The sequence below is a fragment of the Actinokineospora baliensis genome, assembly GCF_016907695.1.
GTDB lineage: Bacteria > Actinomycetota > Actinomycetes > Mycobacteriales > Pseudonocardiaceae > Actinokineospora > Actinokineospora baliensis.
Map to the genome: position 1 here is coordinate 6,961,779 of NZ_JAFBCK010000001.1, position 16,668 is coordinate 6,978,446.

At 66.6% G+C, this 16,668-nt stretch carries 17 protein-coding genes and 4 tRNA genes; 9 read left to right on the plus strand and 12 right to left on the minus strand.

Features of this window, described 5'->3' with window-relative positions; genetic code table 11:
• Positions 1 to 10: 10 nt before the first annotated feature.
• The 8 genes from JOD54_RS30830 to JOD54_RS34810 all read right to left on the minus strand — a co-directional run bounded on the left by JOD54_RS30830 (position 11) and on the right by JOD54_RS34810 (position 8,435).
• On the minus strand, positions 11 to 2,872 hold the full coding sequence (locus JOD54_RS30830) for a Z1 domain-containing protein (RefSeq protein WP_239573561.1): 2,862 nt from the start codon (positions 2,870 to 2,872) through the stop codon (positions 11 to 13).
• A gap of 2 nt (positions 2,873 to 2,874) precedes the next feature.
• Positions 2,875 to 3,870: a PD-(D/E)XK motif protein gene (locus JOD54_RS30835; protein WP_204455454.1), complete on the minus strand. Its 996-nt coding sequence runs from the start codon at positions 3,868 to 3,870 to the stop codon at positions 2,875 to 2,877.
• Complete coding sequence (locus JOD54_RS30840) at positions 3,867 to 5,300, minus strand: ATP-binding protein (protein ID WP_204455455.1); 1,434 nt, start codon at positions 5,298 to 5,300, stop codon at positions 3,867 to 3,869. The genes JOD54_RS30835 and JOD54_RS30840 overlap by 4 nt, the downstream gene beginning before the upstream one ends.
• A 502-nt stretch (positions 5,301 to 5,802) precedes the next feature.
• Positions 5,803 to 6,318, minus strand: a complete 516-nt coding sequence (locus JOD54_RS30845) for a hypothetical protein (RefSeq protein ID WP_204455456.1) — start codon at positions 6,316 to 6,318, stop codon at positions 5,803 to 5,805.
• Position 6,319: 1 nt separating this feature from the next.
• On the minus strand, positions 6,320 to 7,297 hold the full coding sequence (locus tag JOD54_RS30850) for a WXG100 family type VII secretion target (protein ID WP_204455457.1): 978 nt from the start codon (positions 7,295 to 7,297) through the stop codon (positions 6,320 to 6,322).
• Positions 7,294 to 7,617 (minus strand): ESX-1 secretion-associated protein, encoded by a 324-nt coding sequence (locus tag JOD54_RS30855; protein ID WP_204455458.1) that lies wholly within the window; start codon positions 7,615 to 7,617, stop codon positions 7,294 to 7,296. Before JOD54_RS30855 ends, JOD54_RS30850 begins: the two co-directional genes overlap by 4 nt.
• Positions 7,614 to 8,060: a YbaB/EbfC family nucleoid-associated protein gene (locus tag JOD54_RS30860; protein WP_307860424.1), complete on the minus strand. Its 447-nt coding sequence runs from the start codon at positions 8,058 to 8,060 to the stop codon at positions 7,614 to 7,616. The genes JOD54_RS30855 and JOD54_RS30860 overlap by 4 nt, the downstream gene beginning before the upstream one ends.
• Positions 8,061 to 8,129: 69 nt before the next feature.
• Positions 8,130 to 8,435, minus strand: coding sequence for a formyl transferase (locus JOD54_RS34810; protein ID WP_239573562.1), 306 nt, complete (start codon positions 8,433 to 8,435; stop codon positions 8,130 to 8,132).
• Between JOD54_RS34810 and JOD54_RS34815 the strand changes: the two genes are divergently transcribed.
• Positions 8,368 to 8,892 carry a tyrosine-type recombinase/integrase gene (locus tag JOD54_RS34815; protein ID WP_372440421.1) on the plus strand — a complete coding sequence of 175 codons (525 nt, stop codon included), beginning with the start codon at positions 8,368 to 8,370 and terminating at the stop codon, positions 8,890 to 8,892. The two genes, JOD54_RS34810 and JOD54_RS34815, sit on opposite strands and share 68 nt — an antisense overlap.
• 60 nt (positions 8,893 to 8,952) lie before the next feature.
• Here the strand turns inward: JOD54_RS34815 and JOD54_RS30870 are convergent.
• The 4 genes from JOD54_RS30870 to JOD54_RS30885 form a co-directional block, all read right to left on the minus strand.
• A tRNA-Val gene (locus tag JOD54_RS30870) sits at positions 8,953 to 9,027 on the minus strand.
• Position 9,028: 1 nt separating this feature from the next.
• Positions 9,029 to 9,100: transfer RNA gene (locus JOD54_RS30875), tRNA-Cys, on the minus strand.
• A 56-nt stretch (positions 9,101 to 9,156) separates the two neighbouring features.
• Positions 9,157 to 9,229, minus strand: a tRNA-Gly gene (locus tag JOD54_RS30880).
• Positions 9,230 to 9,341: 112 nt separating this feature from the next.
• Positions 9,342 to 9,767: an SsgA family sporulation/cell division regulator gene (locus JOD54_RS30885; protein ID WP_018687187.1), complete on the minus strand. Its 426-nt coding sequence runs from the start codon at positions 9,765 to 9,767 to the stop codon at positions 9,342 to 9,344.
• Between the two features lie 424 nt (positions 9,768 to 10,191).
• On the opposite strand from JOD54_RS30885, the gene JOD54_RS30890 reads away from it, so the two are divergent.
• The 8 genes from JOD54_RS30890 (at position 10,192) to JOD54_RS30925 (ending at position 16,587) form a co-directional block, all read left to right on the plus strand.
• Positions 10,192 to 10,572, plus strand: coding sequence for a TIGR02611 family protein (locus JOD54_RS30890; protein ID WP_204456880.1), 381 nt, complete (start codon positions 10,192 to 10,194; stop codon positions 10,570 to 10,572).
• Positions 10,573 to 10,622: 50 nt separating this feature from the next.
• A tRNA-Val gene (locus tag JOD54_RS30895) sits at positions 10,623 to 10,694 on the plus strand.
• A gap of 1,567 nt (positions 10,695 to 12,261) precedes the next feature.
• Positions 12,262 to 12,888, plus strand: a complete 627-nt coding sequence (locus JOD54_RS30900) for a helix-turn-helix transcriptional regulator (protein ID WP_204455459.1) — start codon at positions 12,262 to 12,264, stop codon at positions 12,886 to 12,888.
• A gap of 9 nt (positions 12,889 to 12,897) precedes the next feature.
• Positions 12,898 to 13,572 carry a hypothetical protein gene (locus JOD54_RS30905; protein WP_204455460.1) on the plus strand — a complete coding sequence of 225 codons (675 nt, stop codon included), beginning with the start codon at positions 12,898 to 12,900 and terminating at the stop codon, positions 13,570 to 13,572.
• Positions 13,572 to 14,039 (plus strand): NUDIX domain-containing protein, encoded by a 468-nt coding sequence (locus JOD54_RS30910; RefSeq protein WP_204455461.1) that lies wholly within the window; start codon positions 13,572 to 13,574, stop codon positions 14,037 to 14,039. The genes JOD54_RS30905 and JOD54_RS30910 overlap by 1 nt, the downstream gene beginning before the upstream one ends.
• A 144-nt stretch (positions 14,040 to 14,183) precedes the next feature.
• A complete protein-coding gene (locus JOD54_RS30915; RefSeq protein ID WP_307860425.1) occupies positions 14,184 to 15,386 on the plus strand; it encodes a radical SAM protein in 1,203 nt (400 codons plus the stop codon).
• Positions 15,383 to 15,982, plus strand: coding sequence for a 3'-5' exonuclease (locus JOD54_RS30920; protein WP_204455462.1), 600 nt, complete (start codon positions 15,383 to 15,385; stop codon positions 15,980 to 15,982). Before JOD54_RS30915 ends, JOD54_RS30920 begins: the two co-directional genes overlap by 4 nt.
• Complete coding sequence (locus JOD54_RS30925) at positions 15,979 to 16,587, plus strand: AAA family ATPase (protein WP_204455463.1); 609 nt, start codon at positions 15,979 to 15,981, stop codon at positions 16,585 to 16,587. The genes JOD54_RS30920 and JOD54_RS30925 overlap by 4 nt, the downstream gene beginning before the upstream one ends.
• Positions 16,588 to 16,668: the final 81 nt, after the last annotated feature.

The window sequence follows — 16,668 nt, forward strand, 5'->3', positions numbered from 1 at the left end:
GCCGCACTCCTCAGCCGTCGACCAACGCGTACGAGGGCTTGCTGGAGTCGACGGTCTGCCATTGCAACGCGCCGACATTCTTGGTCGCCCCGTCTGGCAGCCGCAAGACGATCGCCATCACCACCCCGGACGGGTCCCGTTCGACCACTCCCGGGACTGCGGCGTCCTTGCTGACCATGGGGTAGAGCAGCATCTTCGCCGTCGTCGGGCCGACCTTGAGCGACTCGAGAGCACCTCGGTGCGCGGAGGTGGCGTTGCCGCGGATCCGCCCGTCGACCTCTTTTCGTCCGTGCAGGCTCAGTTCCACCTGACCGCGCAGGACCGCTCGCCTGCCCGACTTCTGCTGCGGCATCACGATCCGCCAATCCGTCACCACTTCCGGCCCCAGGCGGCTGATCCACGCCAGGTCCGGCTTGAACGACATGGGGTGGCGCCAGGTCAGCGCGCTCAACGCGGCCACCACTTCGGCATGCCCCACGGTACCTGTGAGCGCGGCGAACGGTGTCTTCCCGTTGTTCGACAACGTGATCAGTTCCTGGCAAGCCGCGATCAAAGGGACACAAGCGTCCACGTTGCGTTCCAACGACTCACTCTCCCGCGTCGCGGGATAGGCGGAGCTCGGTTCCCGGTTGCCCACTCGTCGCTCCACGAGGACGGCGTTGTACATCTTCGACGACGCCGTCGGCTGGAGACCGTGGCTGCTGACCAAGGGCGGCACCTCGGCCGGTGTGCAAGTGGGCCTGCCGTTCTCATCGACCTCGGCATAGGCCTTGAGCTCTTCGCGGAAAGTCCGTTCGTCCAAGCAGATCGACTCGAACGAGTCCCTGAGACCCTCGGTCGTGAACAACCGCACCAGGTCCCGGTACCCCTTGCGAAAGCCGAACCAGCGGCCCATCTGCATGAGGGCGTCTGCGGTCTGGGTCGCCCGGACGTAGTACGACACGGTGAGGCCCTCGACCGTGAAGCCGCGGGCGAGCTTGTTCCCGCCGACCAGGATCCGCCAGACCTTGTGGTGGTCGAAGTTGACTTCCTCCTGCTCGATGTCCTGGTCGCTGTTGACCACCAACACCGGGTTGCCGTTCGGACTGACCCGCCGCGCGACCGCGCCGAGGTATGGAATGAGGTCGTCGAAGGAGCTTGGGACAGCCTGCCCCTCGGCGCGAACAGCGGACACCGGGAGCAGGTCGGCTTCGAAAGCATCGCGCAGTCTGGCGTGGCTGGTCGCGGAGAAGTACCCGGACTCACCCCAGATCTTCCTGATCTGGTCGGCTGTCGCCCGGTGGGTATCGGTGTGCATGGCCTCGTGCACCAACATGGTGTGGTGTTTGAACTCGGGATGTCCCTCGGCCTCGCGGAAGAGCTTCATCGCGCCCGTGAGCACGAAGAAGTCGATCGCCCGTCGCAGGTCTCGGTCGGACTCCTGGTCCGTCCCTGGTGGGTCGACGATCCGGATGTGGGCCTTCTCGTTCGAGTTCGCGACAGTGAGGTCTCCGTTGGTGAAGTCGCTGTCGAGGTCGTGAAAGTCCTCCGCGCCCATGTAGCCGGGCGGGCGTTCGAGCGAGATGAGGAAGTCTTTGGGAAAAATGTCCTGCGCGTCGCCGGGATCGATGAACACGTTGGCGAACGGCGTCGCCGTGTAGCCGACGTACTGCCCCCGCGGCAGCATGCCGAGCAGTTGGGAGATCAGCCCGTTGATCGCGGTCCGCTTCCGTTTCCCGGCGGGCGACTGCTTGGCGTTGATCGTGTTGACCGACGCCTGGTCCGACTCGTCGTCGATGATCAGCGCGGGGATCTGGTGCAGGCGGGCGGTGATCAGCTTCAGGTCATTGACCAGCTTGGTCAGCACCGGGCCGTTCTTCTTGACGATCATCAGTCGGGCATCGGCGGCCAGCAGGTTGTCGATGTGGTTGAGTGGTTTGCGCCGATCCAGGTGCTCGAAGTCCAGTGCCGAGATGCCCTGTTTGAGGCTCCGGTAGTCGAACTCGCGCGTGGTCATGCGGTGGATGTCGGGTTTGCCGACGTCGGCGGGCCTGCAGCCGTGCTCGACGAACCTGCCGTCGAGCCAGTCGTGGTCGTCCTGGTAGTCGACGGCGGAGAGCGCTTCGACGCTCTCGGGGTCCACGCCGCGCAAGATGTTCTCGCGGCCGACGAACTCCATGTCCAAGCGGCGCTGGGTCTGTTCGCGCAGCATGTTCGTCGTACCCGTGAGCACGATGATCAGCCGGTACCCCGCGTCCACCGCTTTGGCGATGACGCCGGTGAAGTTCGCGGTCTTCCCGCTCTGGACGTACCCCACCACCAATCCCTTCGCCTGGTACGGCTGGGTGCGGGTGGGCTCGCTCAGCCGCTCGACCACGTGCCTGGTCGCGTTGTGCAGGCTGGTGATGGCCTGCGCGTCCCAGCCACGCCGGGTGCGCAGGTGGTTGGCGTAGTGGTTCCAGTAGAAATCCCTGGTCCGGACGAGGTCATCGTCGTACCAGGGGTCCCACTCCTTGGCGATGACGACCGTGCCGTCCTTGCCGTGCATGGGGAACAGCGACTCGAAGAGCCGGGTCGTCGCGGCGTTGACGCCGAGCTTGTCGACGACCACAGCGCGGCGCTGGGGAGTGTTCGCGCCAGTACCTTGGGTCCACTCGGCGTCCCCGGCACGGGCACTGTCCCACTTCGCCAGCTTGATGTGCAGCTCGTTGCGCAGTTCGTCATCCGACGGGGACGAGGCCTCAAGGTAAGCGCACAGCGCGGCGTCGGAGATTTCGGCTCCGCTGCCGAACTCGGCCGCCTGCGCCAACGCGTTCCGGTGCAGATGCCGGGGACCGCTGCGGTTCATCGCGTCCAACGCGGCGAGGTAAGACTTCGCCATGGCGTCCGACATTGTCATCCTTCCAGGTGGTCGACGGCCGCCGACAGGACAGCGGGCGGCGCGGCCGCCGGGTCGAGACCGGTGAGGTCGATGCGGTAGCGCACCTCCGCGAGGCGGTCCAGCGCGACCCCGGCGTCTGCCAGGGATCTCGGTGTCAAGCGTGGGAACCCCTCACCGACGGCGTACACTGCGGACGCCACTCGCCGGGTCCACCGGGTATCGCACCGTTCGCCGAGGTCCTCTTGCCAACCCCACACGGCCAGTCCCGCGTCCAAGTCGTCGCGACCTGTGCCCGGACCGAGCATGGCACGAACTCGCTCGACCAGCTGCCCCAACCGGGCTCCTGCCCCTGTCCCCGCCTGCGTGAGCTGGTGGGACACCAACCACAGCGGCCGGTCACCGGTGGGTACGAGTTGCGGCAGGGACTCGATCCAGTGCGTGCGCCGCTCCGAGCTGGTCGTCTTGACCTCGACGTCGTCGCCGCGCAGGCCGAAATCATGTTCCTCTCCCTCTGGGCCCCGCCAAGCCGCCAGCGCGGCTGGCGCGCCGAGTCCGTGGATGAGCCCGGCGAGGCTGAGCAGCTCGCCGAAGAGACCGATCTCGCGCTCCCTCGGGAACCCCTCTTCACGTCGGAGAAGAGCGGCGAACTCGCGCAGGGTGAGTGCCAGCGCGTCAGCGGGCGACATCTGATCGAGCTGGACCCGGTCGGCGATCGAGCACAGCAGTGGATAGGCCGCCTGGAACAGTGCGGGCACCGTGACGACGACCTCGAGGCAGCGGCCGACGTCGTGGTGGGTCAGGCGGCTGACGACGTGTTGCAGTCGGGTTGCGGGCGCGTGATCGGCTCCCGGACTGTGGACCCGGACGCCCAGATGCCCCTCCGCCGGGGTCACGAAGAGCCAGACCAGCGGATCGCCGGCGATGGGCTTGAGGTAGGGCACGCCCTCGGCGAGGACCCGCTCAAGGTGGGCAGGGGCGAGGTGCCGGTCCTGGGAGGTCGAGTAGGTCATCGGCGCTCCGCCCGCACGGCGGTCGTCAACAGCGACTTCCAGAGCTCGATGTTGTCCTTATCGCGCGAACCGAGGTACTCACCCTGGAAGACGTCCTCCATCAGCAGGTAGATCATGGTCTTGATCAGCGGCAGGTCGTTGAGCCCACCGTGGCGGTCACCGAGCAGCATCTTCCGGTACCGCTTGTTGAGCCAGATCGTCCGCTCGTCGCGGTCGATGTCGAAGAACTGGTCGTCGTCGAACTCGCGCCATCGCAGGTCCACCGGATCGACTCTCAGTGATTCGATCTCCGCCTCGATGGTGCTCCGCAGCCCCGGGGTGAAGCCCCTGCCGGGCGGGACCATCGGTTTGCGCGTCGATCGACGCTTGTTCCCAGCCTGGTAGACCTGCTCAGCGAGGTGGAAGTAGTCGCTGAACCCGGTCCCGTCCTCGGCTCTGGCCGCCTCGCACGCCTGGCCGAACTCCGGCCGGACCTGGACCCTCGATTTCTCCGGGTTCATTCGCAGCAGCGCCTCGACATCACCATCGATCTCGACCTCGACGCGCGCCAACTGGAGCTTGGCGTGGGGTGCGTGCACACCTTCCCAACCTCCGGGCTGCAGGAGGCGATCCCGCCGGTAGAAGTACATGCCCTGGTATTCGGCGGGACGACCGTTGAGCTTGAACTGCCGAGCGGTGGACCTGGGCGGCCAGATGTGGCAGCGAAAAGTCAGCGTTTGGCCGTCAACGGTCGCCCTGAGGTCCTTGGGGAACCCAGTCGCGCCAGGGCGGAGGTAGCCGAACGGGTTGATTGGTTCCACGGCGATCGGCGATGTGGGACCCGCTGTGCCCGCTTCGTGGACGTCGAAAGTAATAGACACCCGACCGCTTTCGATCAGGCGGTGGAACACGAGCCCGAGGTGATCGCCCGCGGCGGTGACCTTCCGCGAGATGAACCGCTCGACCTGGTCCTTGTCGCGCGTGGCGGGAAAGCCCCCGACTTCGTCCCAGCGGACGATGGTGCCGCTACCCGAGTCGGGCACTCCCCGGTCCTGATCGAGCTCCTGGGCGGCGAACGACTCGGGGACGATGTCGCACAAAAAATGGGTCTTGGCCTCGCCCAGCCGCCAGCGACGGCCGACAGCGACCGCGCCCGCCGCTCGCGACAGCACGGTCAGCTCGCGGGCCTGGCTGAAAGAGGCCGCCTTGAGCCCCAGCCCGAACCAGCCCAGGTCCGCCTCACCATAGGCCCGACGACCACCGACCGTCATCGCCTCATCGATCCGGTCAGGAGCGATCCCACGCCCGTTGTCCACCACGTAGAGCGAGCACAACCGACCCCGGCCACGCACGAAACGGATCAACACGTGGGTGGCGCCCGCGTCGATCGAGTTGTCGACGAGGTCGGCGAGCGCCGTCTCGAACGAGTGGTTCCGACCGATGGCCTCCATCGTCCTTGAGTCCGGAGGCAGCTCCACACTCCCATCAGTGGGCACGCTCTCGATCCACTCGCCTGTCGCCACCTGGTACCCACCCCTCGGACTGATGCTTCTACAGCACCTAATAGGCCCGTTCAGCGGGCGTGTTACACCTGATCATAGCCAAGTAGTGCATGTGTCGACACTCTCAGTCAGCTCGCCCAGGGCGCGCCCCAGGCGGATGACCCACCCGGTAACCCACTGGCCGCCGACCGCACGTCCCAAAGTCAAACGACGATACGAGTACGAGGAGGCGATCCAAGTGATCAGCGTCCAAGCACTACTGATGAAGGTAGGCGGAGCGCTCAAGAATACGGCGCCATCACGATGGAAGCGGCGACACCACCACGCGGCCGTTCCGCGCGCAGGGACCGACAGGCACGTGCTGAACCCAACTCCTCCCTTTCGGGGACACCATCTTGAACGCAGATGTCACCGAGGGATTCTTGACCTCAAGAAGTCAAGCACTTGCCGCCTATCGCTTGCGGCGACCCCGCTTTCTTTCCATCGGGCGAAGGGTGAACTTCTCAGGAGCGGGCTCGGGCAACAACCTGGACAGCCGACTGCCCAGGAACACGCCTATTGCCATACTCGCGCCAGGTATTCCCATCATCAGAAGGAAGAACAACGCGCCGTCGTGCCGGTGCGGATAGTCCGCGGTCACGATCTTGGCGCCCGCGCCACCTCGGCCAGCGCCGGAGCCGTCGATTCGCAGCTGCACGTCGACCGCGCCGACGCGCGGCCCCACCGAGTGGATCCGCTTGTCCTCGGTGCGTTCTTCGCCTTCCCACCGCACCTGCGCCTCGCAGACCGTGGTCAACCAGAGGTCGAGGGGATTCGTCGCGCACGACCGCACCTCGGCGACGCCGGTGCGGCGCACGGACGGCTCGGCCGAGGGCGTCAACCCGGTCCGCGACTGCACGCCGATGAACACCCAGATCCCGACCAGCAGGAAGGCGATACCGGCACCGATGGTCGGTCCCCAGCGCATCTCAGGCGTCCTCGTCCGGGTTGAGCGTGTCGTTGATCGACTTCGTGCCCTCCTTGACCGTCTTGGTGCCCAGGTGGTCGAGGGTGCGGCCGAGCCCGGACTCGGCCATCCGGTCCACCCTGTCGGTGTAGGCCTTCAACCGCCCCGACTGCGGCGCCAAGTCGTCCAACGTCCTGGTCGACTGCCGGATCGCCTTGTTCGCCTCCCGCCCCAGCTCCGTCGACCTGCGCCCGAGTGACCTCGCGGCCTCGGCCGACCGGTCGCCGAGGACGCGGTACTTGGCCACGAAACCCTGGATCGCCTGGAGCAGCTTGCCCAGTCGTTTTTGCAGCTTGGCGGCGAGCTGGACCGCGTCGGCGATCACGCTGGCGATGAACACGCCGACCGAGGCACCCAGGGTGAACCAGGATGACGCCAGCGCCAGCAGGGCCCGGGTGATCACATTGCTGATGAAGGTGGCGATCAGGTCGAAGACGATGGCCCTGGTCGTGCCGACGACGACACCGGCGGTCCGCACGCCGTTGGCGGCGTCCCTGGCCTGGTCGGCGACCTGTGCCAAGGCTGCGATGTACTGGCTGGCCAGCCCTTGGTACGCCGTGGCGGCGTCACCGCTCCACCCCGTGGTCAGCGCCATCGCCGAGGTGTAGTCGGCGTTCATCTTGTCCAGGCGCTTGCCGATGTTCTCCCAGGTCGCGGCGATGGCGTCGATCTGGCCGGGGTCGCCGGTGAGCACCTCCAGCGGCTCGCGGAGGAAGTCGAGGTGCTCCATCAACCAGCCGACCCCGGCCTTGACCAGCTCACCCAGCGGGTTCATCACCATCGACAGGACGTCGATGCCGATCATGGCCCCGTCCACGGCCAGTTCCTGCCAGTTGGAGTCGTCGCCCAGGTCGTGGGCCAGGTTCATGCTCGATTCCAGCAGGCCGGAGCCCGCGAAGGTCTTCGGTCCCTCCGCCTCGGCGACCAGTTCGTCGCTCACCGCCCGCCCCCGAACCTGTCGTAGTGGGCCGCGAGCCGCCGCTCCAACTCGGTGTAGTCGGTGACGGTGCGCGAGATGCCCTCCGACAGCGCCCCGGCCAGGTCGGACGCGCTCTTCAGCAGGTCGTCCATGTGCCCCTGGAACACCTGCAAGGCGGGAATCACCAGCGGTGAGCAGAGCAGTCCGTAGGCCGCCACACCGCCGAGCCCGACCTGCGCGGCGGCCGAGTCGGCCTCCCGGATGCCGTCGGCGACGGCGGCGACCCGCCCGGCGTGCGTCGACAGCGACGCCGTGTCCTCGATCTCGTACCCCGCGGTCACCGCCGATCCCCCTTCCCGTAGACGCCGCCGAAGCCCTCGTCGTCGTCGAGGTGGGGGCGCGGCCGGGGCCGGTCATCGGGTTCCGGGTCGGCGGGCATGGACCGCCGAACGATGTCGAGCGCCTCGGAGTCGCCGCCGACGAGATCGGACATGATCTCCATGGTGCGCGCGGCCGCCATCCGCGCAGCCTGGGTGTAGGTAGCCTGGATCAGCGCGGCCAACTGCCCGTGCCGCATCCGCTCGGCCTCCGGCGAGAGGGTCAAGCCGGTCAGACCGCCGCCGGGGTTGACAGTGACGCTGACCACGCGGTCGGCGCTGGAGTGCGTGACCGAGTTCGCCGCCAACCGCTCCTGCGCGTCCTGCGCCTTGGCCATGAGCGCGGCGGTGCGCTGCTCCTGCTCCCGCATCCACTCGTGCGGATCGTTGATGTGCGCGCCGAACACCTCGGGCCGTCCTCCTCGGGTAGACGTGGATCGCGACGGAGGGTAGCTCCCCGCGCCCGGCCCACGCGGTCATTTGGACGATGTCGGCCGGATCCACGCCCGCGCCAGCAGCAAGGAGAAGGGGCGGATGTTGATGATCCGGTCCGCGTAGGACGCCAGCGTGAGCGGGCCGATCTTCGTCAGGTAGCCAGCCCAGACCACCAACCCGATCCTCCCGGCGGTCAGCTCCGCCAGCAACCGCCGCATCCAGCTCACACTGACCGTCCACAACACTGCCACTGCCACTGCCACGCCCGGCGGCGCGCCGCTGGCAAAGACCGGCCTCCGACCAGCATCATCAACCACGAGCCAGACCGCCAGCACGTCTCCCGCCACTGGTTCCAGAAAACGCGTCCGGGATCCCGCCCTCTCCACCGCCGGAATCACCCACCGGGTCCGCATCCACGACCTGCGCCACGCCCACGCCTATCGGCTCCTCCGGGGCGGCGCTGACCTCCAAACCGTCCGCGAACGCCTTGGCCACGCCACCTCCGCGCGACCGAGCGCTGCCTCCAGGCCATTCCCAAACCCACCGACACAGCATTCAACGCCCTTGCACACATCCGCAACACCGCCGAAACCACCAAACACGACATGCGGCCGACAATCGCGACTCCGTCGACAAGGCGCAGCCAACAGCAATGGAGTCACGTCCGTTCGATTCGACGGCGACGAATCTCCTGCTAGACCAACCCTCACCCTCGACCAGGTTCGTTCGCGAACAAACCGTCGCACACTCCGCCTGCGTGGACCTGGTCACCCAGGCGGTCAAACTACGTCAACAGGTGGCTGAAATGCCGAACGGCCTGTCAGTACTAAATACTGACAGGCCGTCTCACCAGCGCAAATAAACTGGTGGGCGATACTGGGATTGAACCAGTGACCCCTACCGTGTCAAGGTAGTGCTCTCCCACTGAGCTAATCGCCCGAGGCGGAGGCGGGAATCGAACCCGCGTACAGGGCTTTGCAGGCCCTTGCCTAAGCCACTCGGCCACTCCGCCGGATCCCGAAGGGGTTGGCCCCCGGGGGGCCGGCGCAGAGGCCGAACCGCTTTCCGAGCGGACGACGGGATTCGAACCCGCGACCCTCACCTTGGCAAGGTGATGCGCTACCAGCTGCGCTACGTCCGCACACCCACCAGGCTCCTGGTCAGGACCCCCAACCCGTCCGCCGTGGTGCGAGCAGAACTCTATAGGACGCCTGATCCGGCCTCCAAATCGGGGGTCGGTTCCCGGCGTTCGCTCAGGTCAGGTCGGTGGAGATCAAGTGCGTGAGCGCCTCGTCGACGTCGACCCAGAGGTGTTCGTTGCCGGGGACGACGACGTCGTAGGTGCGGTCGAGGAAGTCGGCGAGTTCCTGGGCGGAGGCCTCGAACACGGCGTGGCCGGAGGGGGAGCTGAGCTCGATCACCACGACCTCGGGGTCGTCGACGGCGGGGCGGATGCGGACGTCGCCGTCCCCCGCCTCGGCGATGAGGCCGTCGGCGAGCAGGTCGCGGGCGAAGACCCACTCGACCCACCCCGCGCGGCCGGTGCGGAACGCCGCCACCACCGCGTACGGGTCACGCGTGTCGTAGCGCAGCTCGACCTTCACCGGGACCGCTGGGGTCCTCGGCGCGAGGAGGTCGAACACCGCGGTGGACCGCAGCGTGACGTGATCGTTTCGCATCGTCGCTACCCTTCTGCTCCTCTCCCAGCCAAACGACTGAGTCCCTTCTATGTGACGGCACCACGCCGGGAGCGGGACGTGGATCAGGTGCACATCACCCGTCCGGTCCACTACCCTGTGCGTAGGGCTGTCGCACCACTGCGCAGCGTGACGAATCTGCGTGAGGCGTCTCCATACTGGCTGGTTTTCGGCCGCGCCGGTAGCGCCCTGAGCACGAATGTTCCTTCCCTGTTTTCCCCACCGGGGGCAATGCCGCGCTGACCTGCGGGCCTGCCTCCCGGTTGTGGCGTGACCCACCCTTCGCGCAGGTCACAGGTGGGTCAAGGCGCTTGGCCGTGCCGCTCGAACGGCCCAACGGCACAATGGTCAGGCGCGTGAGGGAGGTGGTGCCACCGTGGCGGACGAGGCCAACGAGAAAGGCGCGATGCGCCCCGATTGGGCTAACCGCAACGCGACGACCCGGACCGTGTGGCGGGTGGGGGTTGGACTCGTCGGTGGACTGGTCCTAGCCGCCGGAATAGTTATGATCCCCTACCCCGGCCCCGGCTGGCTGGTGGTCTTCGCGGGCCTGGCGATCCTCGCCGTGGAGTTCTCCTGGGCCCACCGCGCCCTCACCTACGCCAGGGGCAAGTACGACACCTGGACCGCCTGGCTGGGCCGCCAACCCCTGGCCATCCGCCTCCTGGTCCTCGCCCTCACCGGCGCCATCGTCGTCACCACCATCTGGCTCCTCAACGGCTTCGCCCTGGTAGGCGGCTGGTTCGGCCTCGAATGGCCCTGGCTGGGGTCCCCCCTGTTCGCCTGACCAAGACCATCCTGTAGTCTTCTCCCAGTCGATGCGGCCACGGCCGCACCGGGCGATTAGCTCAGCGGGAGAGCACTTCGTTCACACCGAAGGGGTCACTGGTTCGATCCCAGTATCGCCCACTGGTTATATTTGCAGGTCAGCGCCCTGCCAACGGATCACGTTGGTGGGGCGTTGATCGTTTCGGGGAGCACGTGGGGAGCAGCGTGATCTGACCCCAATCGCGATACCGAAGGGGTCAGGCCGCTTTCGTTGGTACAGCGTCGTTTCCAGGTCGTCCCCAGTCCACACCCTGCTCCCAGCAATGATCCAAAGTGATCAACATGTGTTTGACCAGGGGATTCGTGATACGGCTGTGGTCGTCGACGTCGCGGCGGCGGCCGTGGATGAGCCGGGCCAGGCGGGGACGCGGTGTTGATCAGCCACGACGGACTCGACTTCATCATGACAACGGCTCACTGGGGGCGACACTGCTGGCACGTCGACCGTGGTCGACACTCGCAATCCGCCATCGCCACCTTCGGTAGGTCTAGGTTCACCAGGACGCGCCCGAAGGACGGACCGAGAACGGCGTGCCCCCTAGGCCATCGACTCGGCCTCTCTTGGTCACTCATTGCGATCTATTGGTGACTCGAATCTCGAGCCAGCACTTTGGTCTTGGTGTCGGTGTCGCGTCCAACTTCATGCCGGTCGTCTTCTCGACGGTCCTTCAACGGGGGGCTGGTCAAGTATGCGTAGAACGACCACCTCAACCGCCCTCCGCGCGGAGTTGGCGGACACCCACGTCGTATCCGGGACGTACTCCGGGATCGCTGGTGTCACGTTGATCGCCGACGTCGCCGCACGCGGCAGGCCCACGGTGTTCGCTACCCGCGAATATCGTTCGTTGAGCCGTGGTTGGAGGGGCACCGGGAGACATTCAGCAACGTAGTCATGACGCTGGCGAGGTCGGACGGCCGCAAATCGTCACGGAGTTAGAGGTTGGGGTCTTCGAACTGCTCGGTGCGTTCAGCCGGTTCGAGAAGACGGTCGACATTGCCGGTCGGCTCGCGGACCGGGGCCGCTGGCAATCGCGCACGGCCTGCTGCCCACGCTGGAGCCGCCGGTGGACTCGTCCAACGCCGCCCGGCAGGTGCGGTCGAATCGCTTTGAGCTACCGACGTTTAAGTTCGACCAGAACGGGGACAAGACCCACCGCTCCGCCGATCACGGCTTGGACGAGTACGGGCCGTTCGACTCGGCGCGGCCTCACTGCTGTCACCGTCCTCGACCCGCAGCACGCCAACCTGACAGGTGCCCTGCTCGGAACGGGCGGCCTCGCCGCGTCCTACCTCGCCCTCGCAACCGGTGGACTCGGCGTCGGAGACTTCAAACTCGCTGGCGTCCTAGGCCTCGCGCTGGGGTGGTACGGCTGGGCGGCGGTTTGACTGTTGCACTCCTTGGGTGGCTTACCGCAGCGGCTGTCCGGGGTTGGCTCCGCTTGGCGAAACGCGCCGACCGAGCCTTACCGATCCCCCTGGGGCCTCACCTCGGTGCAGAAACGGTGCTCGCGATCTTGCTCAGCGCTGGTTGAGGAGTTGCAGCCCTCCCATGCAGCGCTGTAGCCCCGCCGCCTCAACTCTGCGGGAGATCGCGCAGAGGTCTGTCGGACTTTCTACCCGTAGCGGCTCGGCTGGTAGCGTCGGCAGGGTGTCGCACGGCAGTGAGAGCGAAGCCAGTGAGACCGCTGCTCGCCTTGCTGGTGAGGTCCGGAGGCTTCGCAAAGCAGCCGGGCTGAGCCAGCCGCAGCTTGCCCAGCGTGTCGGGTACACCCGCCAGTATGTGTCGCTGGCTGAGCGACCGCAGAGGAACCTGCCCTCTGTCGATCTTGTTCGTGCGCTGGACGCGGCCCTTGGCGCTGAGTTGATCAGGCTCCGTGAGCTGGCGAAGCAGGACCAGACCCAGCGGCGTGCGCGGCTGGTTGGGTACATCACTCCTGAACCCGAGCGTGGTTCGTCGATGTCCCGGCTGGCAGGGCGCTCGTCAGGTTCGGTGGCCGAGCTGTGCGAGGCGTTGACCAGTTACGCGACAACTCCAGCTCAGCTACAAGGTGAAGATCGTGATCCACCCACTTTGAGGGCGGTGAAGCAAGACCTGAAAGCTGCGTTCGACGCTTACCAGCAGTCGCGTTTCTCCGTCGCGGCAGGTAGAGCTTTGGTCGTGCTCGGCGACGCGCAACGAGTCGTTCATGAGGCGTCGATTTCAGGGCGATCCGAAGCTCAGGGTGTGCTGGCGTTGTCGTACCAGGTGGCGGCTTCGGTGCTGACGAAGACGTAAGATTCGGACTTGGCGTGGATAGCCGCTGAACGCGGTTTGAACGCTGCCGAGCAGGCCGACGACCCTGTGATCAGGGGGTCGCTGATGCGCTCGGTGGCTTTCGCGATGTTGTCGAACGGGCGCTTCGAGGCCGCGATGCGGGTCATCGAGTCTGGCGCGCGCGGTGTGGAAGGCGAGCTGGGCCGCGGCAGTGCGGCGGTGTCCGTGTACGGGATGTTATTCCTCGCCGGGTCCATGGCGGCAGCGCGCTTTGGTGACGGTGTCCGGACCACTGGCTACCTGGACGAAGCCACCCAGGCCGCGCGACGGCTCGGGCGCGATGGCAACGATCTCTGGACGGCGTTCGGACCGACGAACGTGGCCATCCACCGGGTCAACACAGCGGCGGAACTGGGTGATCTCCAGACAGTTCTCAGCACGAGACTGCCGATCGACACCGCGAACGTGCCGGTCGAGCGCCGCGTGCGGTACCTGCTGGACTTCGCCCGTGCGCAGAGTTTGACCGGCAGAGGCGATGACGCGCTCGGCACGCTCCTGGGCGCGGAGCGAATGGCTCCCGAACACGTACGTAAGCACCACGTAGCCAGAAGGGTTGTCATGACGTTGGTCCAGAACTCGCCGGGGAAGCCTGGGGTGCAGCTCGACAAGCTCGCGCAGCGAGTCGACATCACCGGGATGGCGTGATGGGCAGCCCAGCGGACAAGTTCGCCACACCCCGCCTCGCGGCTGGCGCGTTGTTCGTCAAAGACGACAAGATCCTGCTGGTGCGCAAGACGTACGGGAATCGGTGGGACATCCCGGGTGGCTACGTCGACATCGGTGAATCGCCCGCTGATGCGTGTGAGCGCGAGGTCCGCGAGGAGCTGGGGCTGACCAGATCGATCCAACGCCTCCTGGTCCACGACTGGGCGCCGAACGGGGCAGAAGGCGACAAGATCCTGTACGTGTTCGACTGCGGCGTCCTCGGCGATGACGAGCAACGCATCCAGCTCGACCAGGTCGAGTTGGACAAGGTCGAGTGGGTGGCGGTCTCCCGCCTCGGGGACTTCGTGATCCCGAGGTTGGAGCGCCGCTTGACCGAGGCGTTCCAGGCTCACGGCGGACTCGCGCCTGTGTACCTCGAACATGGCCAGTCGCGCACCGGCCGGTAGCCAACGTGCCTGATCGTCGGTAGGGGGCAAATAGTCGATGCTGTCCACGCTCATTTGACTATTTGCCCCCTGACCAAGCCCCGGTGAGCCCTGTTCAGATGACACTCAACGCAAGGTTGCGTGTCAGAGGAGCAGGAGGCTTCCGTGACGATCTCCACCAGCCAGGACTCGGACGGACAGACCGACCTCGTACGGAACCCGCTGCCCATCCTGAGCACGACGCAGCAGGCGGGACTGCGACCGGAACTGCTGGAGGTCGTCGAGTACCGCAAGAGCGGGTTGAGCCTGAATCACGTGGTCGGGTGCCCGCTGGACTGCGGGTACTGCGTGCGGCATCTGTTCGGCAACTACGAGATGAAGGTGCCCCGTGCGTTGATGGCTGACGCCGACGCGGTCGACCTGCTGGTCGGTCACCGGTTCTTCGAGCCGCACGTCACGCCGGTGCAGGTGTTCAACCGGGCGACCGATCCGATGTTGCCGCGGGTCAAACCGCACACGTTCAACACTCTGCGGCTGCTGGACGAGCGCGGGCTGACCAACCACGTCCTGGTGATCACCCGGTGGCGGGTCACGCCCGAGGACTGCGCCGTGCTCAACTCGTTCCGGCACCTCAAGGTCACCCTGCTGGTCACCCGGTCGGGGATCACCGACGACCGGATCGAGCCGGTCGACTCCGATATCGCCACGGCGTCGTTGCAGACGGCGTTCGAGCACGCTGAGCGATACCGAGTGGTGTTGTACTGGCGGCCGATCGTGCCTGGTCTCAACGACACCGATCACCACATCCGGTCGGCTCTGGAGTTGAGCAGGCACGCGCACGCGACGGTGTTCACCGGTCTGTTCTTCAAGGACCAGATCCGCGACTACTACCGCGCCCACGGCCTGCCCGAACCCTACGAGGACCAGGCCCGCCGCAAAATCCTCCCCCGCGACCTGGAACGACGCATCCTCGCCGCGGCGGCCACCCGGGGACACGGGTCGCCGCTGTTCCGCAAGACCAGTTGCGCGGTCACCTACGCCCACGGCCTGGCGGACTACAACGGCCACTTCGGCATCCGCGAGCTATGCGACATCTGCCCCGCCACCCAACTCCAGCGGTGCTCGACCGCGTGGTCTCCGCCGGCGGTCGGGCGGGTCGCGCCGATGGCGGAGGCGCTAGGCGGCAGGCTGGTGGAGATCACCGATCGGGCGGTGGTGGTCGACGGGCTGGACGAACAGCGCCGGTACCGGATGCAGCACCACCTCGGCTACCAGGTCCACGACCTCGCGAAGCCCCACCACCGGCATCAGCACGGACGGGCCGACATCGGTTGGCCCAGCAACCAGCAGGAAGGCGTCTCCTCATGATCCCCGTGGCGTTGGCTGGTCGGCGACTGGCGGTGGTCGATGTGGAGGGCAACGGCGGACAGCCGCCGGAGATCGTGGAGATCGCCATCCTGCACCTCGACCAGCCTGTGAAGCCCGAGCACGTCACCACCTGGTTGATCCGCCCGCAATCTCCGATCACTCCGTTGGTCACCCGCAAGGTGCACGGCATCAGCAACGCCGACGTAGCCGACTGCCCGACGTGGTCCCAGGTGGCCGACCAGGTCACCGAAGCCCTCTCCGACCGGGTGTTGATCGCGCACAACGCATCGGTCGAACACCGCGTTCTGTCCGCTCACCTGCCGACCTGGCAACCCTCCCTGGTATTGGACACGCTGCGGCTGGCCAAGCACCTCCGACCCGGATCGACTACCGGCTACGGCCTGGACCGGCTCATCGACGACGTCCAACTCGACACGCACCAGTACCCCGGCCAGCGGCACCGCGCCGGATACGACACCTGGATGACCGCACAACTGCTGTTCACCCTCGTCGGTCACGCCGACCTCGACTGGCCCGAACTGGTGCGAGTCGCCGCGATGCCCGGCTTCGAGCGACAGGAGGAAGGATTGTGGTGAACGTCGAACGCCCGGTCACCGTGGCGGTGCTGGGCACGCACTCCACCGGCAAATCCACCTTCCTCGCCCGCCTCGCCCACGAACTGCGCCGCCAGGACATCCAGGTCGCCACCGTCGCCGACCTCGGAGAACAGGCCCAGCGAATCGGGCTACCGATTCTGTTCAACCACACCTACGCCTCCACCCTCTGGATCATCACCCGCGGCATCAGCAACGAGCTGGAGGCATGGCTGCACGCTGACGTTGTGCTCGTCGACCGCGCCGTGCCCGACGCGCTCGGCTACTACCGAGCGGCGTTGGCCTATCGACACGAGCGGCCCGACCCCGCCGCGTTGTCGTCTCTGGAGTCGCTGGTCGAGGCACACAGCCTGCACTACGACCTGATGCTGCGCACAACCCTGGACCCCGAGATCCCGATAGGTGACAACAAAGAACGGGACTCCAACAGCGACTTCCGCGTGCTGGCCGACCACTACGTCAACCGCGTACTCCACGAAATGCGCTTGCCCCACGAACTGCTCCCCGCCGACGGCCACGACCATGCTCTGGCTCGCACGGTCGCGTTCACCACCGCACGCCTGTCCGGCTTACAGGTGGGACCGTGACCGGCAGGCGGGAGAGCCGAGCGGTCATCGTCGCGGTCGACAGCCCAATTGGCCAAGTCATCCGCGGGATCGACGATCTCG